The sequence below is a fragment of the Pontibaca methylaminivorans genome (genome assembly GCF_900156525.1).
GTDB classification, from domain to species: Bacteria; Pseudomonadota; Alphaproteobacteria; order Rhodobacterales; family Rhodobacteraceae; genus Pontibaca; species Pontibaca methylaminivorans.
In genome coordinates, this window is record NZ_FTPS01000001.1 from 1,470,401 (window position 1) to 1,492,652 (window position 22,252).

Annotated in this window: 12 protein-coding genes; 5 read left to right on the forward strand and 7 right to left on the reverse strand. The window is 69.0% G+C overall.

The features are described from left to right. Window positions 1-17: 17 nt before the first annotated feature. A complete protein-coding gene (yaaA, locus tag B0B01_RS07225) occupies window positions 18-782 on the forward strand; it encodes a peroxide stress protein YaaA (protein WP_076649078.1) in 765 nt (254 codons plus the stop codon). Window positions 783-789: 7 nt separating this feature from the next. Here yaaA and B0B01_RS07230 read toward each other — a convergent pair whose 3' ends face one another. After that, window positions 790-2,979, reverse strand: coding sequence for a PAS domain-containing hybrid sensor histidine kinase/response regulator (locus B0B01_RS07230; protein WP_076649080.1), 2,190 nt, complete (start codon window positions 2,977-2,979; stop codon window positions 790-792). Window positions 2,980-3,136: 157 nt separating this feature from the next. Between B0B01_RS07230 and B0B01_RS07235 the strand changes: the two genes are divergently transcribed. Both B0B01_RS07235 and pbpC read left to right on the forward strand, forming a co-directional pair. Next, a complete protein-coding gene (locus tag B0B01_RS07235; protein ID WP_076650107.1) occupies window positions 3,137-8,596 on the forward strand; it encodes an alpha-2-macroglobulin family protein in 5,460 nt (1,819 codons plus the stop codon). Continuing rightward, the gene (gene pbpC / locus B0B01_RS07240; RefSeq protein ID WP_076649083.1) at window positions 8,593-10,632 is read left to right on the forward strand and encodes a penicillin-binding protein 1C; all 2,040 of its coding nucleotides are present in this window, start codon (window positions 8,593-8,595) and stop codon (window positions 10,630-10,632) included. Before B0B01_RS07235 ends, pbpC begins: the two co-directional genes overlap by 4 nt. A gap of 6 nt (window positions 10,633-10,638) precedes the next feature. Here pbpC and B0B01_RS07245 read toward each other — a convergent pair whose 3' ends face one another. Genes B0B01_RS07245 through B0B01_RS07260 form a run of 4 tightly spaced genes read right to left on the reverse strand, consistent with a single transcriptional unit; the run spans window position 10,639 to window position 17,319 of the window. Continuing rightward, a complete protein-coding gene (locus tag B0B01_RS07245; RefSeq protein ID WP_076649085.1) occupies window positions 10,639-12,693 on the reverse strand; it encodes a hypothetical protein in 2,055 nt (684 codons plus the stop codon). After that, a complete protein-coding gene (locus B0B01_RS07250; RefSeq protein ID WP_076649087.1) occupies window positions 12,690-15,443 on the reverse strand; it encodes a DUF4159 domain-containing protein in 2,754 nt (917 codons plus the stop codon). The genes B0B01_RS07245 and B0B01_RS07250 overlap by 4 nt, the downstream gene beginning before the upstream one ends. Continuing rightward, window positions 15,440-16,315, reverse strand: coding sequence for a DUF58 domain-containing protein (locus tag B0B01_RS07255; protein WP_076649089.1), 876 nt, complete (start codon window positions 16,313-16,315; stop codon window positions 15,440-15,442). The genes B0B01_RS07250 and B0B01_RS07255 overlap by 4 nt, the downstream gene beginning before the upstream one ends. Then, window positions 16,312-17,319: an AAA family ATPase gene (locus B0B01_RS07260; RefSeq protein WP_076649091.1), complete on the reverse strand. Its 1,008-nt coding sequence runs from the start codon at window positions 17,317-17,319 to the stop codon at window positions 16,312-16,314. The genes B0B01_RS07255 and B0B01_RS07260 overlap by 4 nt, the downstream gene beginning before the upstream one ends. 80 nt (window positions 17,320-17,399) lie before the next feature. On the opposite strand from B0B01_RS07260, the gene B0B01_RS07265 reads away from it, so the two are divergent. Continuing rightward, window positions 17,400-17,975 (forward strand): DUF1285 domain-containing protein, encoded by a 576-nt coding sequence (locus B0B01_RS07265; RefSeq protein WP_076649094.1) that lies wholly within the window; start codon window positions 17,400-17,402, stop codon window positions 17,973-17,975. Window positions 17,976-17,982: 7 nt separating this feature from the next. On the opposite strand, the gene polA is transcribed toward B0B01_RS07265, so the two are convergent. Further along, complete coding sequence (gene polA / locus B0B01_RS07270) at window positions 17,983-20,772, reverse strand: DNA polymerase I (protein ID WP_076649096.1); 2,790 nt, start codon at window positions 20,770-20,772, stop codon at window positions 17,983-17,985. Between the two features lie 105 nt (window positions 20,773-20,877). Next, the gene (locus B0B01_RS07275; protein ID WP_076649098.1) at window positions 20,878-21,084 is read right to left on the reverse strand and encodes a zinc-finger domain-containing protein; all 207 of its coding nucleotides are present in this window, start codon (window positions 21,082-21,084) and stop codon (window positions 20,878-20,880) included. 87 nt (window positions 21,085-21,171) lie between these two features. Here B0B01_RS07275 and B0B01_RS07280 point away from each other — a divergent pair, with 87 nt between their 5' ends. Further along, complete coding sequence (locus B0B01_RS07280) at window positions 21,172-22,179, forward strand: ABC transporter ATP-binding protein (protein ID WP_076649100.1); 1,008 nt, start codon at window positions 21,172-21,174, stop codon at window positions 22,177-22,179. Window positions 22,180-22,252: the final 73 nt, after the last annotated feature.

Genomic DNA, 22,252 nt, shown 5'->3' on the forward strand with positions numbered 1-22,252 from the left:
AAGAAAGGGGAACGGCCATGCTCGTGGTGATTTCGCCGGCGAAGAAGCTCGACTGGAGCGAGCGCGACATCGTGACGACGCAGCCCGCGTTCCTGGCCGAGGCGGACGAGCTTGTCGGGGTCGCGCGCGGGCTCGGGGTCGGGGATCTGCGCCGGCTGATGAAGATCAGCGAGAATCTGGCGCGGCTCAATCACGGGCGGTTCCGTGACTTTGCCCCGGCGCCTGCGCCCGAAGACACGCGCCCCGCGGCGCTGGCCTTTGCCGGTGACACCTATCAGGGGTTCGACGCGGCCAGCATGGATGCCGACGAATGGCACTGGGCGCAGGATCACCTGCGGATTCTGTCCGGGCTTTACGGGCTGTTGCGCCCGCTCGACGCGATCCAGCCCTATCGGCTTGAAATGGGGAGCCGCCTTGCCACGGCGCGGGGAAAGTCGCTGTACGATTTCTGGGGCGACCGGCTGGCCGAGGCGCTGACCGAAACGGCGGCGGCGCTCGGCACCCGGGTGCTGGTGAACTGCGCGAGCGAGGAATATTTCCGCGCCGCCGATCGCGATGCGCTCGGGCTCGATGTCGTGACGCCGGTCTTCATGGAGGAGCGCGACGGCAAGCCCGTGATCATCAGCTTTCACGCCAAAAAGGCGCGCGGCGCCATGGCGCGCTTCATCATCCGCCACCGCCTGAGCGACCCGGAGGCGTTGCGCGATTTCGACAGCGGCGGCTATGTCTGGAACGCCGCGCTTTCGGGACCGGGGCGCCCGGTGTTCCTGCGCGCGGGCTGAGCACCCCTTATTCTGCGGCCAGCAGGATCGGCATGGCATCACCCGGGCAATATTCGGCGATCTGCCGGATGATCCGGTCCTTGCGCAGCGGTTTGGCCATGTACTGATCAAGCCCGGCGGCGAGTATATCCTCGATATCGCCGTCCATGGCATGGGCGGTCAGGGCGATGATCGGCACATGGGTGTCGGTTTCGCGCTCCTGCCGGCGGATTTCGGCGGTGGCGGCCTTGCCGTCCATCCCGGGCATGGAAATATCCATGAAGATCAGGTCGGGCCGGAAATCCGCAAACAGCGCGAGCGCCTCTTCGCCATTGGCGGCCATGCGCAGGTCGATCGGCAGATCCTTGACCATGCTGCGGAAAACCAGCTGGTTGGTGCTGTGGTCTTCCGCCGCGAGCACGCGCATGCGCCGGGCGAGGTCGGGCGCCGGTCCGGCCCCGGTGTCGCTGGTCCCCGGGCGGGCCGGGCAGCGGGCGCCCGCATCCGCCACGTCCCCTGCCGGGCCGCAACCCGACAGGAGGGCAAGGCAGGAAAGCAGGTCGCTGCGCAGATACGGAACCGGCAGGATGTCGCACGGATGATCCGCCATCGCGGCCCGGCGCGACCCGGCCGGGTCGGGGCTCAGCAGGATCAGCGGCGGCGCATCCGCCCCGGCCAGGGCGCTGCCGGCGCTCTCTGCCATGGCCAGCGGGGCGACGACCAGATCGGGTGCGTCATTCACCCCGGTGCCGGTCTCGTCGGTCGTGACCTCGATGCCCAGCCGGGCAAGCTGGCGTTCGAGAATATCGCGCCCTGCATCCGCCGGGCCCGCGACCAGAACCCGGCGCAGCCCCCCGGGCAAGGCTGGCACCGCCGGATCCGCCTGCCCGGGCGGGGCGGGGACAAGCGGCAGGCGGCAGGTAAAGACCGAGCCGCGCCCGGGTTCGCTTTCCACCGCGATGGTCCCGCCCATCATCCCGATCAGACGCTTGCAGATCGCAAGGCCAAGCCCGGTGCCCGGGAATTCGCGGTTGCGGTCGGCGTCGATCTGGTTGAATTCGCCGAAGATGTGGTCGAGCTTGTCGGCGGCGATGCCGATGCCGCTGTCCTCGATGCCGAGTTCGATGCCGTTCCCGTCATCGGCCGGGGCGACGCGGATCATGACGTGGCCCTTGCGGGTGAACTTGATCGCGTTGCCGACAAGATTGGTCAGCACCTGCCGGATTCGCCCCGGATCGCCGATGAACCGCCCCGGCAGGAACATGTCGTAATCCACAAGCAGCGCCAGCCCCTTGTCGGCTGCCGCCTGCTGAAGCAGCAGCACCACCTCGTGGATGCAGCGTTCAAGGTCGAAGGGTTCGGGGTGCAGGGTGAGCCGGTCGGCCTCGATCTTGGAATAATCCAGGATGTCGTTGATGATGACCAGAAGCGCCTCGCCCGAATTGCGGATCGTGTCCGCGTAAAGGCGCTGCTCCTCCGACAGGGCGGTTTCCGACAGCAGTTCCGCCATGCCGACCACCCCGTTCATGGGGGTGCGGATTTCATGGCTCATATTGGCGAGAAAGGTCGATTTCGCCCGGTTCGCGGCCTCCGCACGGCTGCGCGCGGCCCGGAGTTCGGCCTCGTGGCGCACCGTTGCGGTGATATCGAGCGCAAGCGTCACCACGTCGCCCTCGTGGCCGCGCCGGTCGATCAGCTTGACGTAGATGTCGTTCCAGAACCGCAGCACGACCGGTTCGGGCTCGGGCTCGTTCCAGCGGTGGATCATCATCGCCCGCCAGTCGGCCGGGGCGAGCGCGCCGGTATCCACGAGCCCCTCGTCGGTCATGAGCTGGAGGATACGGGTATAGTGAACGCCCGGGCAGACTTCCTCGAGCCCCTCGAAAACCTCGAAATAGGCGCTGTTCGCCCCGACCAGCAACCCGTCGTCGTCGAACACGGCGAAACCGTCCTGGATGGTCTGGATCGAATGCCAGAGCCGCCGCTCGGCGATGGCGACGCGGGCATTGGCCACGGTGAGATCGGATTTCACCCGCGCGTTCTCGTCGCGCACATTGGCGACCTCGGCCTGGGTCTCGCCGATGCGGCGGGTCAGGGCGAGCGCGTGGCGGCCGAGCTTGCGGTTCGCCGCCAGAAGCTCGGCCTGCTTGAGCTCAAGCAGGCGCTCGGCCGCAAGCCGTGCGCGCCGTTCCTCGGCCAGCTTGGTGGCAAGACTCATGGGGCTGACCTCATGGCGGGCTCCGACTCGCGTCATCCGGTGCATGGGGTCAGCATCAGCCGCGCCGGTAAACAAGCGCTTAAGCCCCGCGCATGGAAATTCTTGTAAAGCGGCCCCTGCTCGGGCAACCATGAGCGCCAGCAAGAGGGAGACGGTGATGCGGCATCTTGGCCTCGTGGTGCGGATCTGGCTGTGTGCGCTGCTTGGCGCCGGCGCGCTTCAGGCGCAGGAGGCCGTGCCCGATTTCCGCTATCTCGTATCGCGCGATACGGATTTTCACGGCACCGACCTGGATGCCCTGTTCGACACCGATCTTGAATCCTGCACCCGTGCCTGTTCCGCCAATGCGGGCTGCGAGGGGTTCACGTTCAACAGCCGCTCGCGCGCCTGTTTTCCGAAGACCTCGATAGACCGGCGCAGCGACTTCGCCGGCGCCGTTTCCGCCATGCGTGTCGCCACCGAGCCGCAGGTGCTCCAGCAGCAGGAGCGGCGGCGCGGGACGCTCGATTTCCTGCGGGCCGAGGATTTCACCCGTGCGGCGGAGCTGGCGCGCGATCTTGGCTTCCGCCATCCGGCGGCGGGGCATGATCTTGACCAGGCGCTTGCCTCCCGGCGCAGCGAGGAATCCGCCGGGGCCCATGCGTCCGCGCTCGAATGGGCCGGCATCGCGGTTTCCCTGTCCGACCGCAGCGACCTCTGGGCCGATTATTCCCGCCTTTCGCTGTTGCGCGCCGAAGATGCCGACCGTCCGCGCCCCCTGCGCGAGCGGGCGCTGTCAGCCGCGGTCAGCGCCTATATGCGCGCCGAAGGCGATGGCGCGCGGGCGAGCGCGCTGGTGCAGATGGCGAAGGCGCTCGAAAGCCTTGATCGCGGCGCGGTCATGATACCGGCGCTGCGGCTGGCCAATGATCTCCAGCCCCGGGCCGAGACCGGGGACGCGCTGGAAGCGGCCATCGGCAAATACGGCTTCCGCGTCAGCGACACGGTGGTCGAGAGCGACAGCGCCGAGCCGCGCATCTGTGCCGAGTTTTCCGAGCCCCTGCGCACCTCCGGCGTCGATTACGAAAACTTCGCCCGCCTGCCCGAATCCGGCCTGACGGTCACGAGCGAGGACAGCCGGCTTTGCGTCGAGGGTGTCGAACATGGCAAGCGCTACCGCGTGACCCTGCGCCGGGGCCTGCCGGCCGCGAGTGGCGAGGAACTCGTGAAAGACGTTGAAATCGCGCTTTATGTGCGCGACCGGGCGCCGGCCGTGCGCTTTCCGGGGCGGGCCTATATCCTGCCGAAGGCGGCGGATGCGGCGCTCCCGGTCGAGACGGTGAATGCCTCGACGCTTGATCTCACGCTGCGGCGGATCAGCGACCGCAACCTGCTCCGCAGCATGCAGGAACAGCTTTTCGCGCGGCCGCTGTCCTACTGGCAGGAACAGACCTTTGACGAGAACATCGCCGAAGAGGTCTGGTCCGGCACGGCCGAGGTCATGCAGGAGCTGAATGAGGACATGACCACGCGCCTGCCGCTCGGTGACATGATCGGGGATCAGCCGCCCGGCATCTATGCGCTGACGGCGCGGATTCCGGGGGCCGACCCTTACGACAAGCCGGGCGCGACGCAGTGGTTCGTGCTTTCGGATATCGGCATCAGTACCATGTCGGGCACGGACGGGCTGCATGTGACGCTGCGTTCGCTTGCCGATGCAGGCCCCATCGCCGGAGCCGAGGTGAGCCTGGTCTCGCGCGCGAACGCGGTGCTGGCCCGCGCGGTGAGCGACGCAGAGGGGCGCGTCACCTTCGATCCGGGGCTTGTGCGCGGGCTTGAGGGCGCGGCACCCGCGCTCGTTCTGGCCGAGCGGGGCGGGGATCAGGACGCGAAACAGGGCGGGCATGATTTCGCCTTCCTGTCGCTGCTCGACCCGGCGTTCGATCTTTCCGACCGTGGCGTGTCCGGCCTGCCCCCGGCCGGGCCGATCGACCTGTTCCTGACCACCGACCGCGGCGCCTATCGCGCCGGGGAAAGCGTTCATGCGACCGTGCTGGCCCGCGACGACAAGGCGGCGGCGCTCGACGACCTGACCCTGACCGCGGTGCTGAAGCGCCCCGACGGGGTGGAATATGCCCGCGAGGTCTCGCAGGGGGGATATGCTGGGGGCCATGTGTTCGGCTTTGATACCGGTGCCGACGTGCCGCGCGGAACCTGGCGGCTCGATATATATTCCGACCCCGAGGCGCCCGCGCTTGCGAGCCAGCCGCTGCTGGTCGAGGATTTCCTGCCCGAGCGGATCGACTTCGATCTCGAACTTCCCGACGAGGGGCTGCGCCTTGGCGAGGTGGCGATGCTCGGGATCGAGGCGCGTTATCTTTTCGGTGCGCCGGGCGCGGATCTCGAGATCGAGGGCGAGGTGAACCTTGCCGCGGCCGAAAACCTTGAGGGCTGGCCCGGCTACAGCTTTGGCCGCGAGGACGCGCGCGGCTCGACCACGCGCAGGGAATTCGGCGGCGAACAGACCGATGCCACCGGCCATGCGACCATTCCGCTCGACCTGCCCGAACCCGATGTGACGGGCCAGCCGCTCGAAGCGCGGATCGTTGCCCGGCTGAGCGATGGCTCCGCCCGCCCGGTGGAACGCGACCTGACCGTCCCGGTGCGGTCCGAATCGCCGCTGATCGGCATAAGGCCGCTATTCGAGGATGTGGTGCCCGAAGGCGGCACCGCGGCCTTTCAGGTGATCGCGCTCGATCCCGACCTCGCTCCCGAGGCCACGGACCTGCGCTGGACCCTGAACCGGATCGAGACCCGTTATCAGTGGTATGAGCTTTACGGCGACTGGAACTGGGAGCCGATCACCCGCCGCAACCGCGTCGCGACCGGCACCATCGAAAGCGGAACCGCGCCGGTCCGGCTTGAAAACGGGGTGGACTGGGGCGAATACGAACTGGTGATCGAGCGTGCGGATGGCGCCTATGCCGAAACCTCGCTACGCTTCCATGCGGGCTGGTATGCGGGCGGCGATTCCACGGCAACGCCCGACCGGCTCGAGATGTCGCTCGACCGGCCGTCCTACAGCCCCGGCGACACCGCCCGGCTGCGCATCAATGCGCATTTGGACGGCGAGGCCGAAATCGCCGTCCTGTCGAACCATGTGATCGACCGCCGCGCGGTGACGCTCGAGGAAGGCGAGACCGTGATCCCGCTCGAAGTGACCGAGGACTGGGGCACCGATGCCTATGTGAGCGCAACCCTGATCCGGCCCATGGACGTGCAGGAAGGCCGGAATCCGGCCCGCGCAGTCGGCCTTGCCCATGCGCAGATCGAACCCGGCGACCGGCGGCTCGAGGTCGCGATCAAGGCTCCCGATTCGGTGCGGCCGCGCCAGACACAGGCGATCGACCTGGAGATCGCCGGCGCCGCGGAGGGGGAAGAGGTCTGGCTGACCCTCGCGGCGGTGGATCTCGGCATCCTGAACCTCACCGGTTTCGAGCCGCCGGATCCGGAAGGGCATTATTTCGGGCAGCACCGGCTCGGGGTCGAACTGCGCGATGTCTACGGGCGGCTGATCGACGGCATGAACGGGGCGCTCGGCATCATCCGTTCGGGCGGCGACGCGGGGGCCGGGCTGCGCCGGCAATCGCCGCCGCCGACGCAGAAGCTGCTGGCGCAGTTCAGCGGCCCGGTCAGCGTCGATGAAAACGGGCAGGCTTCGGTCGATATCGACCTGCCCGATTTCAACGGCACGGTGCGGCTGATGGCGGTTGCCTGGTCGAAACGCGCGGTCGGGCAGGCGAGCCGCGACATGACCGTGCGCGATCCGGTGGTGGTCGCGGTCTCGACGCCGAATTTCCTTGCCCCCGGTGACGAAAGCCGCGTGCGCCTTGACGTGACCCATGCCGACGGCCCTGCGGGCGCGGTCTCGATCGCGCTCGAACCGCGCGGAGAGGGGATCACCTTCGGCGATACGCCCGGAGAATTCACCCTTGCCGATGGCGAGAAGCGCAGCTTTTCGGTGCCGGTTCAGGCCGGTGCCCCCGGTGATCCGGGCTTTGACGTGGTGCTGACGGGCCCCGATGGCGAGACCCTGCGCCAGAGCTTCACCCTGCCGGTGCGCGCCAATGATCCGGTCGTGGCCCGGACGCAGCGGATCACGCTTGATGCGGGCGGAACCTTCGATTTCACCGGGGATGTCTTTGCCGGCCTGCGCCCGGGTGGCGCGCAGGCGATGATATCGGCCGGGGCGCTGGCGAAATTCGACGTGCCCGGCCTGCTTTCCATGCTGGACCGCTATCCCTATGGCTGCACCGAACAGCTCGCCTCGCAGGCGATGCCGCTGCTTTACCTGTCGTCGGTCGCGCAGGAGATGGGGCTCGGCAGCCAGTCCGCGCTTGCGGCACAGGTGGACCGGGCGATTGCCCGGGTGCTGACCCGGCAGGCGCCGAACGGGGCCTTCGGCCTCTGGAGCGCGGAATCGGGCGATTTCTGGCTTGATGCCTATGTGGCGGATTTCCTGTCGCGCGCCCGCGCAAAGGGCCATGACGTGCCCGACCGGGCCTTTTCCATGGCCATGGACAACCTGCGCAACCAGGTGAATTACGCGCCCGATTTCGACGAAGGGGGCGAGGCGCTGGCCTACGGGCTGCTGGTGCTCGCCCGCGAGGGCGCGGCGGCGATGGGCGACCTGCGCTATTATGCGGATGTGAAGGGCGATGCCTTTTCCACTCCGCTTGCCGCCGCACAGCTTGGCGCCGCGCTTGCGGCCTATGGCGACCAGACGCGGGCCGATGCCATGTTCGCCCGCGCCGGGCGGATGATCGAGGCCCGCCGCGAGGATACCGCGCTCTGGCGCGCCGATTACGGCACCGACCTGCGCGACAGTGCCGGGGTGCTGACCCTGCTGACCGAGGCCGGCAGCCAGGCGGTGGATCGCGAGGACCTTGTGACGCGCATCGCCGCCAGCGACCGTCCGCGCTCCACGCAGGAGGCCGCCTGGAGCCTGCTCGCCGCGCAGTCGCTGGTGCGCCAGTCCGAGGATTCCGGGCTCCGGCTGGACGGGGAGCCGGTCAGCGGCCCCTTCGTGCAACTGCTTGCCGGGGACACGCCGGGCGCGGGCCACAGGATCACCGCCGCCGGCGGGCGCGCGGTCGAGCTGACCCTCACCACCATGGGCGTGCCCGAGACGCCGCCCGCGCCGGGGGGCACCGGCTACGCGATCGAGCGGCAGTTCTATTCGCTTGATGGCGACCCGATCGAGATGGACGAGCTTTCCGTCGGCACCCGTTTCGTCACGCTGCTGAAGGTCACGCCGTTCGAGAACACCGGCGCGCGCCTCGTCATCGACGACCCGCTGCCGGCGGGGGTCGAGATCGACAATCCGAACCTCCTGCGTTCTGGCGACATGAGCGCCTTTGACTGGATCGACCCCTCTGATGCCGAACATGCCGAGTTCCGCTCGGACCGGTTCGTCGCCTCGGTGCTGAACAGCGGCGGAAACGAGGTGCGGCTGGCCTATATCGCCCGCGCGGTGAGCCCGGGCCGGTTCCACCACCCGGCCCCGTCGGTCGAGGACATGTATCGCCCGGCGTTCCGGGCGCGCGGTGAAACCGGCAGCCTTGCCATCACGGAATGAAACGGCTCTGGCTGTTCGCGCTGGTCGCCCTGCTGCTTGCGGGTGCCCTGCTGCGGGACGGGTTCGACCGCTGGATCGCGGCGACAACCCTGCCGCCGCTGCCGGCGGCAACCTCGGCCGAGATGCGCGACCAGAGCGGTTCCCTGCTGCGCGCCTGGCAGGTCGAGGACGGGCGCTGGCGGCTTTCGCCGGGGCCGGTCGATCCCCGGTTCATCGAGATGCTGGTGGCTTACGAGGACCGGCGCTTTCGTGAACATGGCGGCATCGACCTGCGCGCCGCCGCTCGCGCCGCCTTGCAGGCGCTGCGCCATGGGCGCGCGGTCTCGGGCGGCTCGACCCTTTCCATGCAGGTCGCCCGGCTGATCGAGGACGGCACGACCGGGCGCTGGGCGGGCAAGCTGCGCCAGATCCGGGTGGCGCTGGCGCTTGAGCGGCGGCTCGGAAAGGACGAAATCCTGCAGCTTTATCTGACCCATGCGCCCTATGGCGGGAACTTAGAGGGGGTGCGCGCCGCGTCGCTTGCATGGTTCGGCAAGGAGCCGCGTCGCCTTACTCCGGCGCAATCCGCGCTCCTGGTGGCGCTGCCGCAGGGGCCGGAATCGCGCCGCCCGGACCGCCACCACGACCGCGCGACCCGCGCCCGCGACCGGGTGCTGATGCGGGTGGGCGCGCGCGGCCTGCTCGACCCCGCGCAGGTCGATGCGGCAAAGGCCGAGCCCGTGCCCGGACGGATCCGCCCCTTTCCCCGGCTTGCCGCACATCTTGGCGAGCGGCTGCGGCGTGCCGATCCGGGCGCCATGCGTTTCGATACGACGCTCGACGCCGGCGTGCAGGCCAGGGTGGAGGCGCTGGTGGCACGCGCCGCGCGCGCTGCCGGGCCCGGGATTTCCGCGGCGGCGGTGGTCGCGGATCACCGCAGCGGGGCGATCATCGCCACCGTCGGTTCGCCGGGCTTTGACGAACGCGACGGGCGGCGGGGGTTCGTTGACATGACGCAGGCGCTGCGCTCGCCCGGTTCGACGCTCAAGCCGCTCGTCTATGCGCTTGCCTTCGATCAGGGCCTTGCCCATCCCGAAACGCTGATCGCGGATACGCCGGCGGCTTTCGGGCGCTATGCGCCGCAGAACTTCGACGGCCTGTTCCGGGGCGAGGTGCGGGTGCGCGAGGCGCTGCAACTGTCGCTGAACATCCCCGTGGTGCGGCTTTTGCAGGAGTTGGGGCCGGCGCGGATGATGGCGGCGCTGCGCCGTTCGGGGGCGCGCCCCGTGCTGCCGGGCGGACGCCCCGGGCTGGCCATTGCGCTTGGCGGGCTCGGGATCACGCTCGAGGATCTGGTGCAGCTTTACGGCGCGCTTGCCGCTGGCGGGCAGGGGCCGGTGCTGCATGCGCTGCAGGATGACGGACAGCCGGAGCCGGGGCGGCGGATCGTGTCCGAAAGCGCGGCCTGGCAGGTCGGGAACATCCTGGCCGGGCTCATGCCCCCGCCCGAGGCGCCGCGCGGGGTGCTGGCCTACAAGACCGGCACCTCCTACGGGCATCGTGATGCGCTTGCGGTCGGTTATGACGGGCGGCACGTGATCGGCGTCTGGATGGGGCGCGCCGACGGCACTCCGGTGCCCGGTGCCTTCGGCGGCGACCTTGCGGCGCCCGTGCTGTTCGAGGCCTTCGGGCGGCTCAAGACCCGGTTCGACCCGCTGCCGCCACCGCCGCCCGCGACGCTGATCGTCGCGAACGCGAAACTGCCCGCGCCGCTGCGCCGCTTCCGCCCCCGCGAGGCAAGCTTCAGCCCGGCCACGGGCGCCCCCGAGATCGCCTTTCCCCCCGACGGCGCGCGGCTTTCCGGCACGGGCGAGCGCGTCACCATCAAGCTGCGCGGTGGCACGGCGCCCTATATGGTGCTTGCCAACGGGCGCCCGCTTGCTGCGCATCTGCGCGCGGGCGAGGCCGAGATCCCGAGCCCCGGGCGCGGCTTTTCCACACTGGTCGTGATCGACGCGAACGGGAAATCGGACCGGGTGCGGCTCGAGCTTGACTGAACCTGCTCAGCGCCGCCCCTCGCGCAGCCACCCGGCAAGGATCAGCCCGCCCGCGAGCAGCAGCATCGCCCAGGGCGGCAAAAGCGGGTGCTGGCGCAACTCGGTCGTCTCGTAGGCGCCGCGCGGGGTCAGGCCGATCCAGCCGCGCCCGGCCGCCGCCGCGCCTTCGCGCACGTCCCGGATCCGGGGCAGCCCGTCCTCGAGCCGCAGGATGCCGCCGCGCATCGGGGCAATCACGGGGTCGAGCACCTCGCCCGTGGCGATGGTCTGTTCGAATTCCTTCGGCGCTTCCGGGCCAAGGCCGATCACGGCCTCCTGTTCGCCCTCGCGCAGCCGGTAAAGCCCGATCTCCGCACCCTCGTAATCCGCCTCGAACCGCCCGGGCGCCACCTGTTCGAGCGTGACCTGCGCGCTTTCGCCGCCGGGGGCCGTGACCGTCACCGCGCCGACCCCGTCGCCCAGTGTGCGGCGGGTGATGCGCATGTGCTGGCCGGTGGCCTGCGCGGTCAGCGCCTCTTCCTCGAGCTCGGGCTCCTTCATCAGCCAGTGCGCCAGCCGGCGCAGCAGGTCGAGCTGCGGCCCGCCGCCCTTGTAGCCCCGCCCCCAGAGCCAGGCCTGATCCGATGCGAGCAGCGCCACCCGCCCGTCCTCCACCCGGTCGAGCACCAGAAGCGGCAGGTCGTTCGCCCCCTCCATCAGCACTTCGCCGGAATCGGGGCTGACCTCGATCTGGCGCAGCCAGGGGCCCCAGGTTCCGGCCCCCTCAAGCCCCTCGGTGACCGGGTGACGCGCCCCCGTGTCCGAGATCGCGGGCCGGAAGCTGCGTTCGATCACCCGCGCCGTCGGCCCGGCCGGCAGGACCGCCCCGAGCGGCGAGCGCCAGATGCTGTCCGGCCCGGCAAATTCCGGCCCCGCGGCCACCAGCACGGCGCCGCCGTTGCGGGCATAATTCGCCACATTGGCAAAATAGGCGGGCGGAAGGATGCCGCGCCGCTTGTAGCGGTCAAAGATGATCAGGTCAAAATCGTCGATCTTTTCCATGAACAGTTCATAGGTCGGAAAGGCGATCAGGCTCAGTTCCTCGACCGGGACGCCATCGTGCTTGTCGGGCGGCCGCAGGATGGTGAAATGCACAAGATCGACCGAACTGTCGGATTTCAGCAGGTTGCGCCAGGTGCGCCCGCCAGCGTGGGGTTCGCCCGAAACCAGCAGGACGCGCAGCCGGTCGCGCACACCGTTGATCTGCACAATGCGGGTGTTGTTGCGCGCGGTGAGCTCTCCGGGCACCTCCGGCGTGCGGAGTTCGATCACGTTGCGTCCGCCCCGCGCCAGCGTGACCGGCACCTCGATGTCCTCGCCGACGGGAAGATTGAAACGGCGCGGTTCGCCGCCGTTCAGCGAAATATCGACCGGGGCAGAGCCCGCCCCCTCGGGCGCGGCGCCGCTGTCCTCGACCCTTAGCCGCATCCTGACCGGCTCGCCGATGATGGCGAACGACGGCGTGTCCGAGACCGCAAGCCGGCGGTCCCAGTCATCCGCGTGACCGGTGAGCAGAAGATGGAGCGGCGCCGGCAGCGGGGGCGCGCGATCGGCGTCATGCACCTGTCCGTCGCTCAGCGCGATGATCCCGGCGATCCGGCCGCGTGGCAGTTCGGCCAGCGCCTGCGCGAGCGCGCCCATGAGCAGCGTGCCCTCGTCCTCGCCCTGTTCGCCGTCCCCGTCGCCCACGGTGATGCGGCGCAATTCGGTGTCGGGGCGCGCCTCGATCCGCTCGGCAAGCTCCTGCGCCGCTGCTCCGGTCTGCTCGCTGCGGTCGGACAGGCCCTGGCTTGCGCTTTTGTCCTCGATCATCACCACGATATCGGGAAGCGGGCGGCGATCCTCGCTGCGCCAGGATGGTCCGGCGAGCGCGCCAAGCAGTGCAATTGTCGCAAGGCCGCGCCATGCCCAGCCGGACAGCCCGCGCCAGAGCGCGAACAGCACCGCGCCCAAAGCGATCACCCCGAGCACGGCGATCACGGGCCAGGGCAGCAGCGGGTCGAAATGGACCGACCCGTTCATTGGCCGAGCCGCTCCAGCAGCGCCGGCACGTGGACCTGATCGGATTTGTAGTTCCCGGTCAGCACATGCATCACCAGATTGACGCCGAAGCGGTCGGCCAGTTCGCGCTGCCGCTCGCCCGCGCTGCCGCGTCCGACCGGCACCAGCACACGGCCATTCCGGTCGACCGCCCAGGCGGCGGCCCAGTCATTGCCGCCGATCACCACCGGCGTCACCCCGTCGTTGAGGTTGCGGAACGGCATGCCCTCGGCCGCATCGCCGCCGGTGGCGGCCTCGACCCAGATGTCGCGCCCGTCGTGGCGGCCGGGAAAGTCCTGCAACAGGTAGAAGCTGCGGGTCAGCACATGATCCTGCGGCAGCGGTTCGAGCGGCGGAATATCAAGCGGTGCCGCCAGTTCGCGCAGCTTGCGCCCGTTCGGGCTGGCGCTGCCGTAATCCGCCACATCGGCATCGCGGGTGTCGAAGAGGATCAGCCCGCCATTGCGCAGATAGTCGTTGAGCCGCGAATAGGCCTCGCGCGAGGGGCGCGGCTGATCCGGGGTGATCGGCCAGTAGAGCATCGGGAAAAAGGCGAGTTCATCCGTTTCCAGGTCAACCCCGATCGGCTGTGCCGGCTCGACCGAGGTGCGGAAGAACAGCGTATCCGAAAGCCCCCTCAGCCCGGCCTGCGCGATGTCATCGACGCGGGAATCGCCGGTCAGGACATGGGCAAGGGCCAGGTTGCCGCTGGCGCGGGCGGCAAAGTCATCCGCTTCGTCCGCCTGCACCGGATGCGAGGCAAAAAGGCAGGCCAGAACCAGAACCGCCGCGCCGCCAATGGGCCGCAGCCGCCCCGAAACCGCAAGCGCCGCCAGCACGTCGATCACAAGCAGGCCGAGCGCGAGCGCAAGCAGCACCCCGCCGAGCGGGCGCTCGGGCGCGGCGGCAAGGGATGCAACCGGCACATCGCGCGGCCATGCCGAGGGGGTGAGCACCGCGTCGGCGGTCAGCACATTGCGTGCGATCCGCCTGTCACCGCCTGCGTAAAGCCCCGGACGCAGGTCCGGGCCGGGCGGTTCGGTCGCGAGCATCGCGCCATCGACGCCGGGCAGTGTGTCGGCCTCGGAAAGCATGCCGAAGCCGTCCATCACCTGCAGCGGCTGCCAGACGGTGCCGGCCAGATCATCGGGCCCGGGCGCCGCGCCGCCGGCGGAAATCGCCAGGCGGTCCAGCATCTCGACGAACAGGCCCGAAAGCGGCAGGCTCGACCATTCGGCATTGGCGGTGACGTGGAACAGCACCACCCGTCCCTTGCCGAGCGCCTTGCGGGTGACAAGCGGCGTTCCGTCGGCCAGCGCCGCGATCGTGCGCGCGGACAGATCCGGCCCCGGCTCGGCCAGCACCTGCGCCGATACGGTGACCTCATCCGGGGGGGTGAGCCCGGCAAAGGGCGAGTCCTCGGCAAAGGGCGCAAGCCGGCGCGGCTCTCCCCAGCTCATGGCGCCGCCGATGCTGCGCCCGCCACTGCGCAGCCGCACCGGCAGCAGCGGGTCATCCTCCTGCCGTCCGGCCTCGCTCGCGGCAAGGCGGGGGCCGGCAAAACGCAGCAGCATCCCGCCCGCTTCGACCCATTCGCGCAGGGCCTCCGCCTCGGGAGGGGGGAGTGCGGCCACATCGGCAAGCACGACCACATCGGAATTGGCCGCGATCAGCTCGCGGAGCGGGCCTTTCAGCAGTTCCGCATCGGGCGCGAGCGCCTGTTCGAGGAAATGCAGCGGCGACAGCAGCGCCAGCGCCTCGCGCCCCTCGCGCCCGGCAACAAGCGCGACCTTGCGCTGCGCCAACCCGTCATCGGCAAGCACCACCGCCCCGGCCGAGCGCGCGCCATTGATCGAAAACCGCGTGACGCGCGCGGCGAGTTCGCGCGGCAGCGACAGTTCGGCCCGCGCCTCAGCCTCGCCCGGGCCGAATTGCGCCTGCGTGGTGGCCAGCCGGCGCATTGTGCCGCCGGGATCGCGCCCTTCGGCGCTGATCGTGACATCGCGCGCGGCATCGTTCCCGGTGCGCAGGATGCGGAAGCTCAGCACGCCGTCCTTGCGTTCCGGCGGTGCGAGGGCAAGAACCTCCTGACCCGGCACCACATGCAGGCTGCCGCGGGCGCGCAGGGCCGCGACCAGCGACTCGCGCCCCGGATAGGCCAGCCCGTCGTCAAGCCAGATCGTGTCGAACCGCCCCTCCGCCGCGTTGATCGCGTCGAGCGCGGCTTCGATCTGCGCCGTGTCCGGGAGGAAGGGCTCGGGCGCGAGGCTGGCAAGGCGGCTGCGCTGGGCCTCGGCGGGCTGAAAGGTGATCTCGTCCGGGGCCGTCAGCGGCAGGAGCGCGACGCTGCGACCGGCCCGCGCCGCCCGCACCAGCGCGGCGTCGAGCTGTTCCATCCGCCCCCGCCAATGGGCCGCCCCGGCCCAGCCGGCGTCCAGCACGACAAGCAGCGGGCCGCGCGCGGTGTCGGGGGTCTGCGGGTTCAGGACCGGGCCGGCGAAACCGACGATCATCGCCGCCGCCGCCACCGCCCGCAGCAGCAAAAGCCACCAGGGCGTGCGTTCGGCAATGCTTTCGTCGTCGCGCAGGCCCAGCAGCAGCGCGACCCCCGGAAAGCGCCGGCGGATCGGCGCGGGCGGCAGGGCGCGCAGCAGCAGCCAGAGCAGCGGCAGCGCGAACAGCCCGAGCAGCAGCCAGGGCGCGGTAAAGCCGATGCTGCCGAAAGCGATCATCGCGCCCCCCGCCCGAGCGCGCGCCAGATCCAGAGCAGCGCCGCCTGTGCGCTTTCGTCGGTGCGATGCAGCCCGACCTGCCAGCCGCTCGTGCGCGCGAGCCGGTCAAGCTCGTCCCGGCGTTCGGCAAGGCGCGCGTCATAGCGGCTGCGCAGATCCTGCGCCTTCAGCGTCTCGTGGCGCAGGCTGCCGGCCATGCTCTGGAACAGGGTGCGGCCGCGATAGGGGAAATCCTCCTCGGCCGGGTCGAGCACCTGCAGCAGGATGCCCTGCATCCGCCGCCCGGCTGCCTGCGCGAGCATGTCGCGTAGCGTTTCAAGCGGGCCGAGGAAATCCGAAATCAGCAATGCACGCCCGCCGAAGGGCAGCACCACCGCTTCGGGGCTGGCGTGGTCGCCCGCGGTTTCGGGCAGGAATGCCGCCGTCAGCCGCTCGACCTGCTGGCGACCGCGGGCGGGCGGCAGCGCGGGGCCAAGCAGCCCGACCCGTTCGCCCCCGCGCAGCAGCAGGATCGCGCAGGCCAGCGCCAGGAGCCGCGCGCGCTCCCCCTTGTCCGGCAGGCCGGAAGCCGAGGAAAACCCCATCGACGCACCCCGGTCGACCCAGAGCATGACCGATTGCGCCGTCTGCCATTCCCGTTCGCGCACGAAATGCTGATCGCCCCGGGCGGAGCGGCGGTGGTCGATCATGCGGCTGCTGTCGCCCGCGCCGGCAAGACGATACTGCCAGAAGTCATCGCCCCGCCCGGCCCGGCGGCGCCCGTGTTCGCCCAGTATCAGCGTCCCGGCAAGTTGCTCGGCATGGGCCAGGAGCGGCGGCAGGGATGCGGCGGCGCGCTCGGCCGATTCTCGCAAGGCAAGGTGGTCATTCACGCCGCGGCCTCGCTCCGGGTGATGCGGGCGGCGGTGGCCCGGATCAGGTCGGGCAGGCTTTCGCCCCGCGCGCGGGCCGCAAAGCCGAGCGCCATGCGATGGATCAGCACCGGCACCGCCATTGCGGCCACGTCCTCCACATCCGGCGCGAGCCGCCCGCCAAGCAGGGCCCGCGTGCGCACCGTCAGCATCAGGGCCTGCGTCGCGCGCGGCCCCGGCCCCCAGGCAACGCTGTCGCGCAGCCTGTCACCGGCCTCGGGCGAGTCGGGGCGCAGGGCGCGCACGAGATCAAGGATGGCCTCCATGACCGAGTCGCCGACCGGCATCCGCCGCAGAAGCCGTTGCGCGGCCAGCAGTTCGGGCGCGCTGAAGACGGTGCCCACCTCGTCTTCGGTCGCGCCGGTGGTCGCGATCAGGATCGCGCGTTCGGTGTCGCGGTCGGGATAGGGCACGTCGATCTGCACCAGAAACCGGTCAAGCTGCGCCTCGGGCAGGGGATAGGTGCCCTCCTGCTCGATCGGGTTCTGGGTCGCGAGCACATGAAACGGCGCGTCGAGCGGACGGTCCTCGCCGGCGATCGAGACGGTGCGCTCCTGCATCGCCTGAAGCAGGGCCGACTGGGTGCGGGGGCTTGCGCGGTTGATTTCGTCCGCCATCAGCAACTGGCAGAACACCGGCCCCGGCACGAAGCGGAAATGCCGCCGCCCCGCGGCATCCGTGTCCAGCACTTCGGAGCCGAGGATATCGGCCGGCATGAGGTCGGGGGTGAACTGGATGCGGTTCCCCGAAAGCCCCATCACCATCGCGAGCGTCTCGACAAGGCGCGTCTTGCCAAGCCCCGGCAGCCCGATCAGAAGCCCGTGGCCGCCGCAGAACAGCGTCGCAAGCGCCAGATCCACGACGCTTTCCTGCCCGATGAAACGGCGTGTGATTTCGGCACGTGCGGCTGCAATTCGCACTTCGAGCGCTTCGATTTCCGCAAGCAAGCTGTTATGATCTGCCATAAAATCGCCCCCGGCGGTCGTGATCCCTGCCGGTGAGTCTAACCTGTTTCGAGGTGATCGCAAAAGCAATGAACAGACAAATGAACGTGACAACAACGGCCGAAGGCATCGCGGCGGCTGCAAGGGCGGCGAGTCGCGAATCCGGCGGTCTGCCGCCGGTTCATCTCTGGGATCCGCCTTATTGCGGTGACCTGGACATCAGGATCGCCCGCGACGGAAACTGGTTCTATCTTGGCACGCCGATAGGGCGGCCGGAAATGGTGCGGCTGTTCTCGACCATCCTCAAGAAGGAAAAGAGCGATTATTTTCTGGTGACCCCGGTGGAAAAGATCGGCATCACCGTCGATGACGCGCCGTTTGTCGCCGTCGATTTCACCGCGAAGGGCAAGGGCCGGAAACAGGTGCTGACCTTCACCACCAATGTGGGCGACAGCGTCACCGCCGACGATGAACACCGCATCCGCGTCCATCGCGACAAGAGCGGAGAGCCCTCGCCCTATGTGATGGTCCGCGGCGGGCTTGAGGCGCTGATCGACCGCAAGAGTTTCTACCGCCTGATCGAGCGCGGCTCGCACAAGGACGGCTGGTTCGGCATCTGGTCGAGCGGGAGCTTTTTCCGCATCATTCCCTCGGACGAGCTGCCGGAGGGCGAATAGGCGCCGATCAATGCGCCTGGGCCCAGTTCGGGCCGCTGCCGGCGTCCACGGTCAGTTTCACGTCAAGGTGAACCACCGGATCGGCGGCGTTTTCCATCACGTCGCGGGCGCGGGAGATCACCTCGTCAACCGCGCCTTCGGCCACCTCGAACAGCAGTTCGTCATGCACCTGCAACAGCATCCGCGCCGGCAGCCCCTTGATCGCCGCCGGCATGCGGATCATGGCACGGCGGATCACATCGGCGGCGGTGCCCTGAATCGGCGCGTTGATCGCGGCGCGATAGGCCAGCCCCGAGCGCGGCCCCTTGGCATTGATTTCCGGCGTGCGGATGCGGCGCCCGAACAGCGTCTGCACATATTCATGTTCGCGGGCAAATGCCTTGGTCCGCTCCATATAGTCGCGGATGCCGGGGAAGCGTTCGAAATAGCGGTCGATGAAACCCTGGGCCTCGGCCCGGGGGATGCGCAGGTTGCGGGCAAGGCCAAAGCCCGAAATGCCATAGATCACGCCGAAATTGATCGCCTTGGCCTGGCGGCGGATTTCCGGCGTCATCTGGTCGAGCGGCACGTGGAACATCTCGCTCGCGGTCAGGGCATGGATGTCGAGCCCCTCGGCAAAGGCCGCCTTCAATTCGTCGATGCCGGCGATATGGGCAAGGATGCGCAATTCGATCTGGGAATAGTCGAGGCTGACCAGCAGGTTGCCTTCCTCGGCCACGAAAGCCTCGCGGATGCGCCGCCCCTCTTCGCTGCGCACCGGGATGTTCTGGAGGTTCGGATCGGTCGAGGCCAGCCGCCCGGTGTTCGCGCCGGCGATGGAATAGCAGGTATGCACCCGCCCGGTCTCGGGATTGATATGGGTCTGGAGCGCATCGGTATAGGTCGATTTCAGCTTCGAGATCGCGCGCCAGTCCAGCACCCGGCGCGCCAGGTCGTGCTCGGTGGCAAGGTCTTCGAGCACGTCCACATTGGTGGAATAGGCGCCGGTCTTGCCGCGCTTGCCGCCGGGCAGGTTCATCTTGTCGAACAGGATTTCGCCAAGCTGCTTGGGGCTGCCGATATTGAAGGTCTCGCCGGCAAGGCCGTGAATTTCGGCCTCGAGCCCGGCCATTTTCTGCGCGAATGCGCTCGACATGCGCGAAAGCGTCGCGCGGTCGACCTTGATGCCGTTCATCTCCATCTGCGCCAGCACCGGGATCAGGGGCCGCTCCAGCGTCTCGTAAACGGTCGTGACCCGTTCACGGTGAAGCTGCGGCTTGAACGCCTGCCAGAGCCGCAGGGTGACGTCGGCATCCTCGGCCGCGTAGGGCAGCGCATCGTCAACCGTAACCCGGTCGAAGGTGATCGCCGATTTGCCCGCGCCGAGCAGCGGCTTGATCGGCAGCGGCGTATGCCCGAGATAACGCTCGCAAAGCGTGTCCATGCCATGCCCGTGCAGCCCGGCATGAAGCGCATAGGACAGCAGCATCGTGTCGTCGATCGGCGCGATGTCGATGCCGCAGCGGGCAAGGATCTTGGCGTCATACTTGATGTTCTGCCCGATCTTGAGGATCGCCGGATCCTCGAGCACCGGTTTCAGCAGCGCGAGCGCCTCGTCCACCGGCATCTGCCCCACGGCAAGGCTGTCGTCGGCGAACAGGTCGCTGCCCGCGCCCGGCCGGTGGCGCAGGGGCAGATAGGCGGCATGGCCCGGCTCGACGCAGAGCGCGACACCGACCAGTTCGGCCTTCATTTCGTCAAGCGAGGTGGTTTCGGTATCGACCGCCACATAGCCCCGCGCCCGGATCCGCTCGATCCATTGCGCAAGCGTTGCGGCGTCGCCGATGCGTTCGTGTTTCACGTCGTCGAACCCGGGTGTCTCCGGGGCCGCGGTCGCGGTCGCTTCGGGTTCGGGGATCGCGGGGGCTTCGACGCCCAGATGTTCGGCAATGCGCCGGCTCAGGCTGCGGAATTCCATCTCGGCCAGGAACGGCAGCAGCACATCGGGGTCGTAGTCGCGCACCGCGAGATCGTCGAGCGAGAAATCGAGCGGCGTATCACAGTCGAGCCGCACCAGTTCGCGGCTCAGTTCGATCTGCACGCGGTGTTCGATCAGGGTCTGGCGGCGCCGGGGCTGGGGGATTTCTCCGGCGCGGTCCAGCAGGGTGTCGAGATCACCGTATTCGTTGATGAGCAGCGCCGCGGTCTTGATGCCGATGCCGGGAGCGCCGGGGATGTTGTCGACGCTGTCGCCGGCGAGCGCCTGCGCGTCCACCACCCGTTCGGGCGGCACGCCGAAGCGTTCCTCGACCGCTGCGGCGTCGATGCGCCGGTTCTTCATCGGATCGAGAAGTTCGACGCCTCCGCCGACCAGCTGCATCAGATCCTTGTCGGAGGACAGGATCGTGACCCGCCCGCCGCGGTTGCGCGCCTCGCAGGCGAGGGTGGCGATGATGTCGTCGGCCTCGTAGCCCTCGATTTCGTGGCAGGCGATGTTGAAGGCTTCGGTCGCCCGGCGCGTCAGCGGGATCTGGGGACGCAGATCCTCGGGCATCGCCTCGCGGTTGGCCTTGTAGAGATCGTAAAGATCATTGCGGAAGGTGTGACCGCTGTGGTCGAAGATCACCGCCGCATGGGTCGGGGCATCGCCGCCGTTGCTGTCGAGCACATAGCGGTGCAGCATGTTGCAGAACCCGGCAACCGCACCGATCGGCAGCCCGTCGGATTTCCGGGTGAGCGGGGGAAGGGCGTGATAGGCGCGGAAGATATAGGCCGAGCCGTCGATCAGATGCAGATGACATCCCTTGTCAAAGGCCATGGCCGTCCTCCCTGGCTGGTTCCGGGGTCTGTTCCGGGCGCACCCCGGGCAAGGCGGTTCGCTGCCCGTGCCCCGATGCAGGACAGGGGCGCATGGCGGCGTGGATCAGACCTCTTTCCCCATGCCGCCGACACTGGCCTTATCGACGCAGTCGCGGTGCACGAAGCGCGCATCGCAATAGCCGCATTCGACCCAGCCCCGCTCCGGCGGGATCCTGAGCCAGACGCGGGGGTGGCCGAGCGCACCCTCGCCGCCATCGCAGGCGACCCGCCAGCTGTTCACGATTCTGGTCTCCGGCGCCTCGACGGTCATGCTCTGACGATCCTTCTGGTTGTCGCCTGGATGGGCTTGCATTAGGTGCTTTATGAGCCATGGGAAAAGCAGGGGCAAGAGGCGGCAATGACCGAGGATGCGATCCGGATCGAGGGGTTGACCAAGATCTACCGCGCCCAGCGCAGCCAGCCGCCCAAGCATGCGCTGAAAGGCGTCGATCTGACCATCCCGCGCGGCTCGGTCTTCGGGCTGCTGGGGCCGAACGGAGCGGGGAAATCGACGCTCATCAACATCCTTGCCGGGCTCGTCATCAAGACCTCGGGCCGGGTGACGATCTGGGGCTTCGATCAGGACCGCAACCCGCGCCAGAGCCGCGCCGCGATCGGCGTGATGCCGCAGGAGCTGAACCTCGACCCGTTCTTCACGCCGCGCGGGGCGCTCGAGGTGCAGGCCGGGCTTTACGGGCTGTCGCGCAAGCAGCGCCGCAGCGACGAGATCCTGGAAATGGTCGGGCTTGCCGACAAGGCCGAAGCCTATGCGCGCACCCTGTCGGGCGGCATGCGGCGGCGGCTTCTGCTGGGCAAAGCGCTTGTGCACAGCCCGCATATCCTGGTGCTGGACGAGCCCACCGCCGGGGTGGACATCGAATTGCGCCAGATGCTCTGGCAGAACGTGCGCCGGCTGAACCGCGAGGGCATGACCATCATCCTCACCACCCATTACCTGGAAGAAGCGCAGGAGATGTGCGACGAGATCGCGATCATCGCCGACGGCGAGGTGGTGGCGCGCGACAGCACCGGCAGCATGCTGGGCCGGCTTGACGCGCGGGCGATGATCATCTGGCCCGACGGGCCGGTCGGGGAACTGCCGCAGGCCGAGGGCATCGAGGCCGAGTTGCGCGGCGACGGCGCGATTGTGCTGAGCTACCGCAGCCGCCAGACCAGTGCCGAGCGGGTGCTCGAGGTGGTGCACGGGGCCGGGATCCGCATCCGCGATGTGCAGACCCAGGAGCCCGATCTTGAGGATGTGTTCCTCGCGCTCACATCGAGGCGGCAGCCGGGGGCTCTGCCCCCGGACCCCCGGGATATTTCCCCGCCAGAAGAAGATGCCGGGGCGGGACGCCGGCGCGGTTGAGGCGGGCCGCTCTTGCGCGGGGCCGCCGGCGGCGCCATAGTCCGGTTTTTCGCGCAGAACAGGAGCGGCGCCC

What these genes read in the sequence shown, in the direction of transcription:
- yaaA (WP_076649078.1), top strand. Translation starts at nt 18, where the DNA reads ATGCTCGTGGTGATTTCGCCGGCGAAGAAGCTCGACTGGAGCGAGCGC.
- B0B01_RS07230 (WP_076649080.1), bottom strand. Translation starts at nt 2,979, where the DNA reads ATGAGTCTTGCCACCAAGCTGGCCGAGGAACGGCGCGCACGGCTTGCG.
- B0B01_RS07235 (WP_076650107.1), top strand. Translation starts at nt 3,137, where the DNA reads ATGCGGCATCTTGGCCTCGTGGTGCGGATCTGGCTGTGTGCGCTGCTT.
- pbpC (WP_076649083.1), top strand. Translation starts at nt 8,593, where the DNA reads ATGAAACGGCTCTGGCTGTTCGCGCTGGTCGCCCTGCTGCTTGCGGGT.
- B0B01_RS07245 (WP_076649085.1), bottom strand. Translation starts at nt 12,693, where the DNA reads ATGAACGGGTCGGTCCATTTCGACCCGCTGCTGCCCTGGCCCGTGATC.
- B0B01_RS07250 (WP_076649087.1), bottom strand. Translation starts at nt 15,443, where the DNA reads ATGATCGCTTTCGGCAGCATCGGCTTTACCGCGCCCTGGCTGCTGCTC.
- B0B01_RS07260 (WP_076649091.1), bottom strand. Translation starts at nt 17,319, where the DNA reads ATGGCAGATCATAACAGCTTGCTTGCGGAAATCGAAGCGCTCGAAGTG.
- B0B01_RS07265 (WP_076649094.1), top strand. Translation starts at nt 17,400, where the DNA reads ATGAACGTGACAACAACGGCCGAAGGCATCGCGGCGGCTGCAAGGGCG.
- polA (WP_076649096.1), bottom strand. Translation starts at nt 20,772, where the DNA reads ATGGCCTTTGACAAGGGATGTCATCTGCATCTGATCGACGGCTCGGCC.
- B0B01_RS07275 (WP_076649098.1), bottom strand. Translation starts at nt 21,084, where the DNA reads ATGACCGTCGAGGCGCCGGAGACCAGAATCGTGAACAGCTGGCGGGTC.
- B0B01_RS07280 (WP_076649100.1), top strand. Translation starts at nt 21,172, where the DNA reads ATGACCGAGGATGCGATCCGGATCGAGGGGTTGACCAAGATCTACCGC.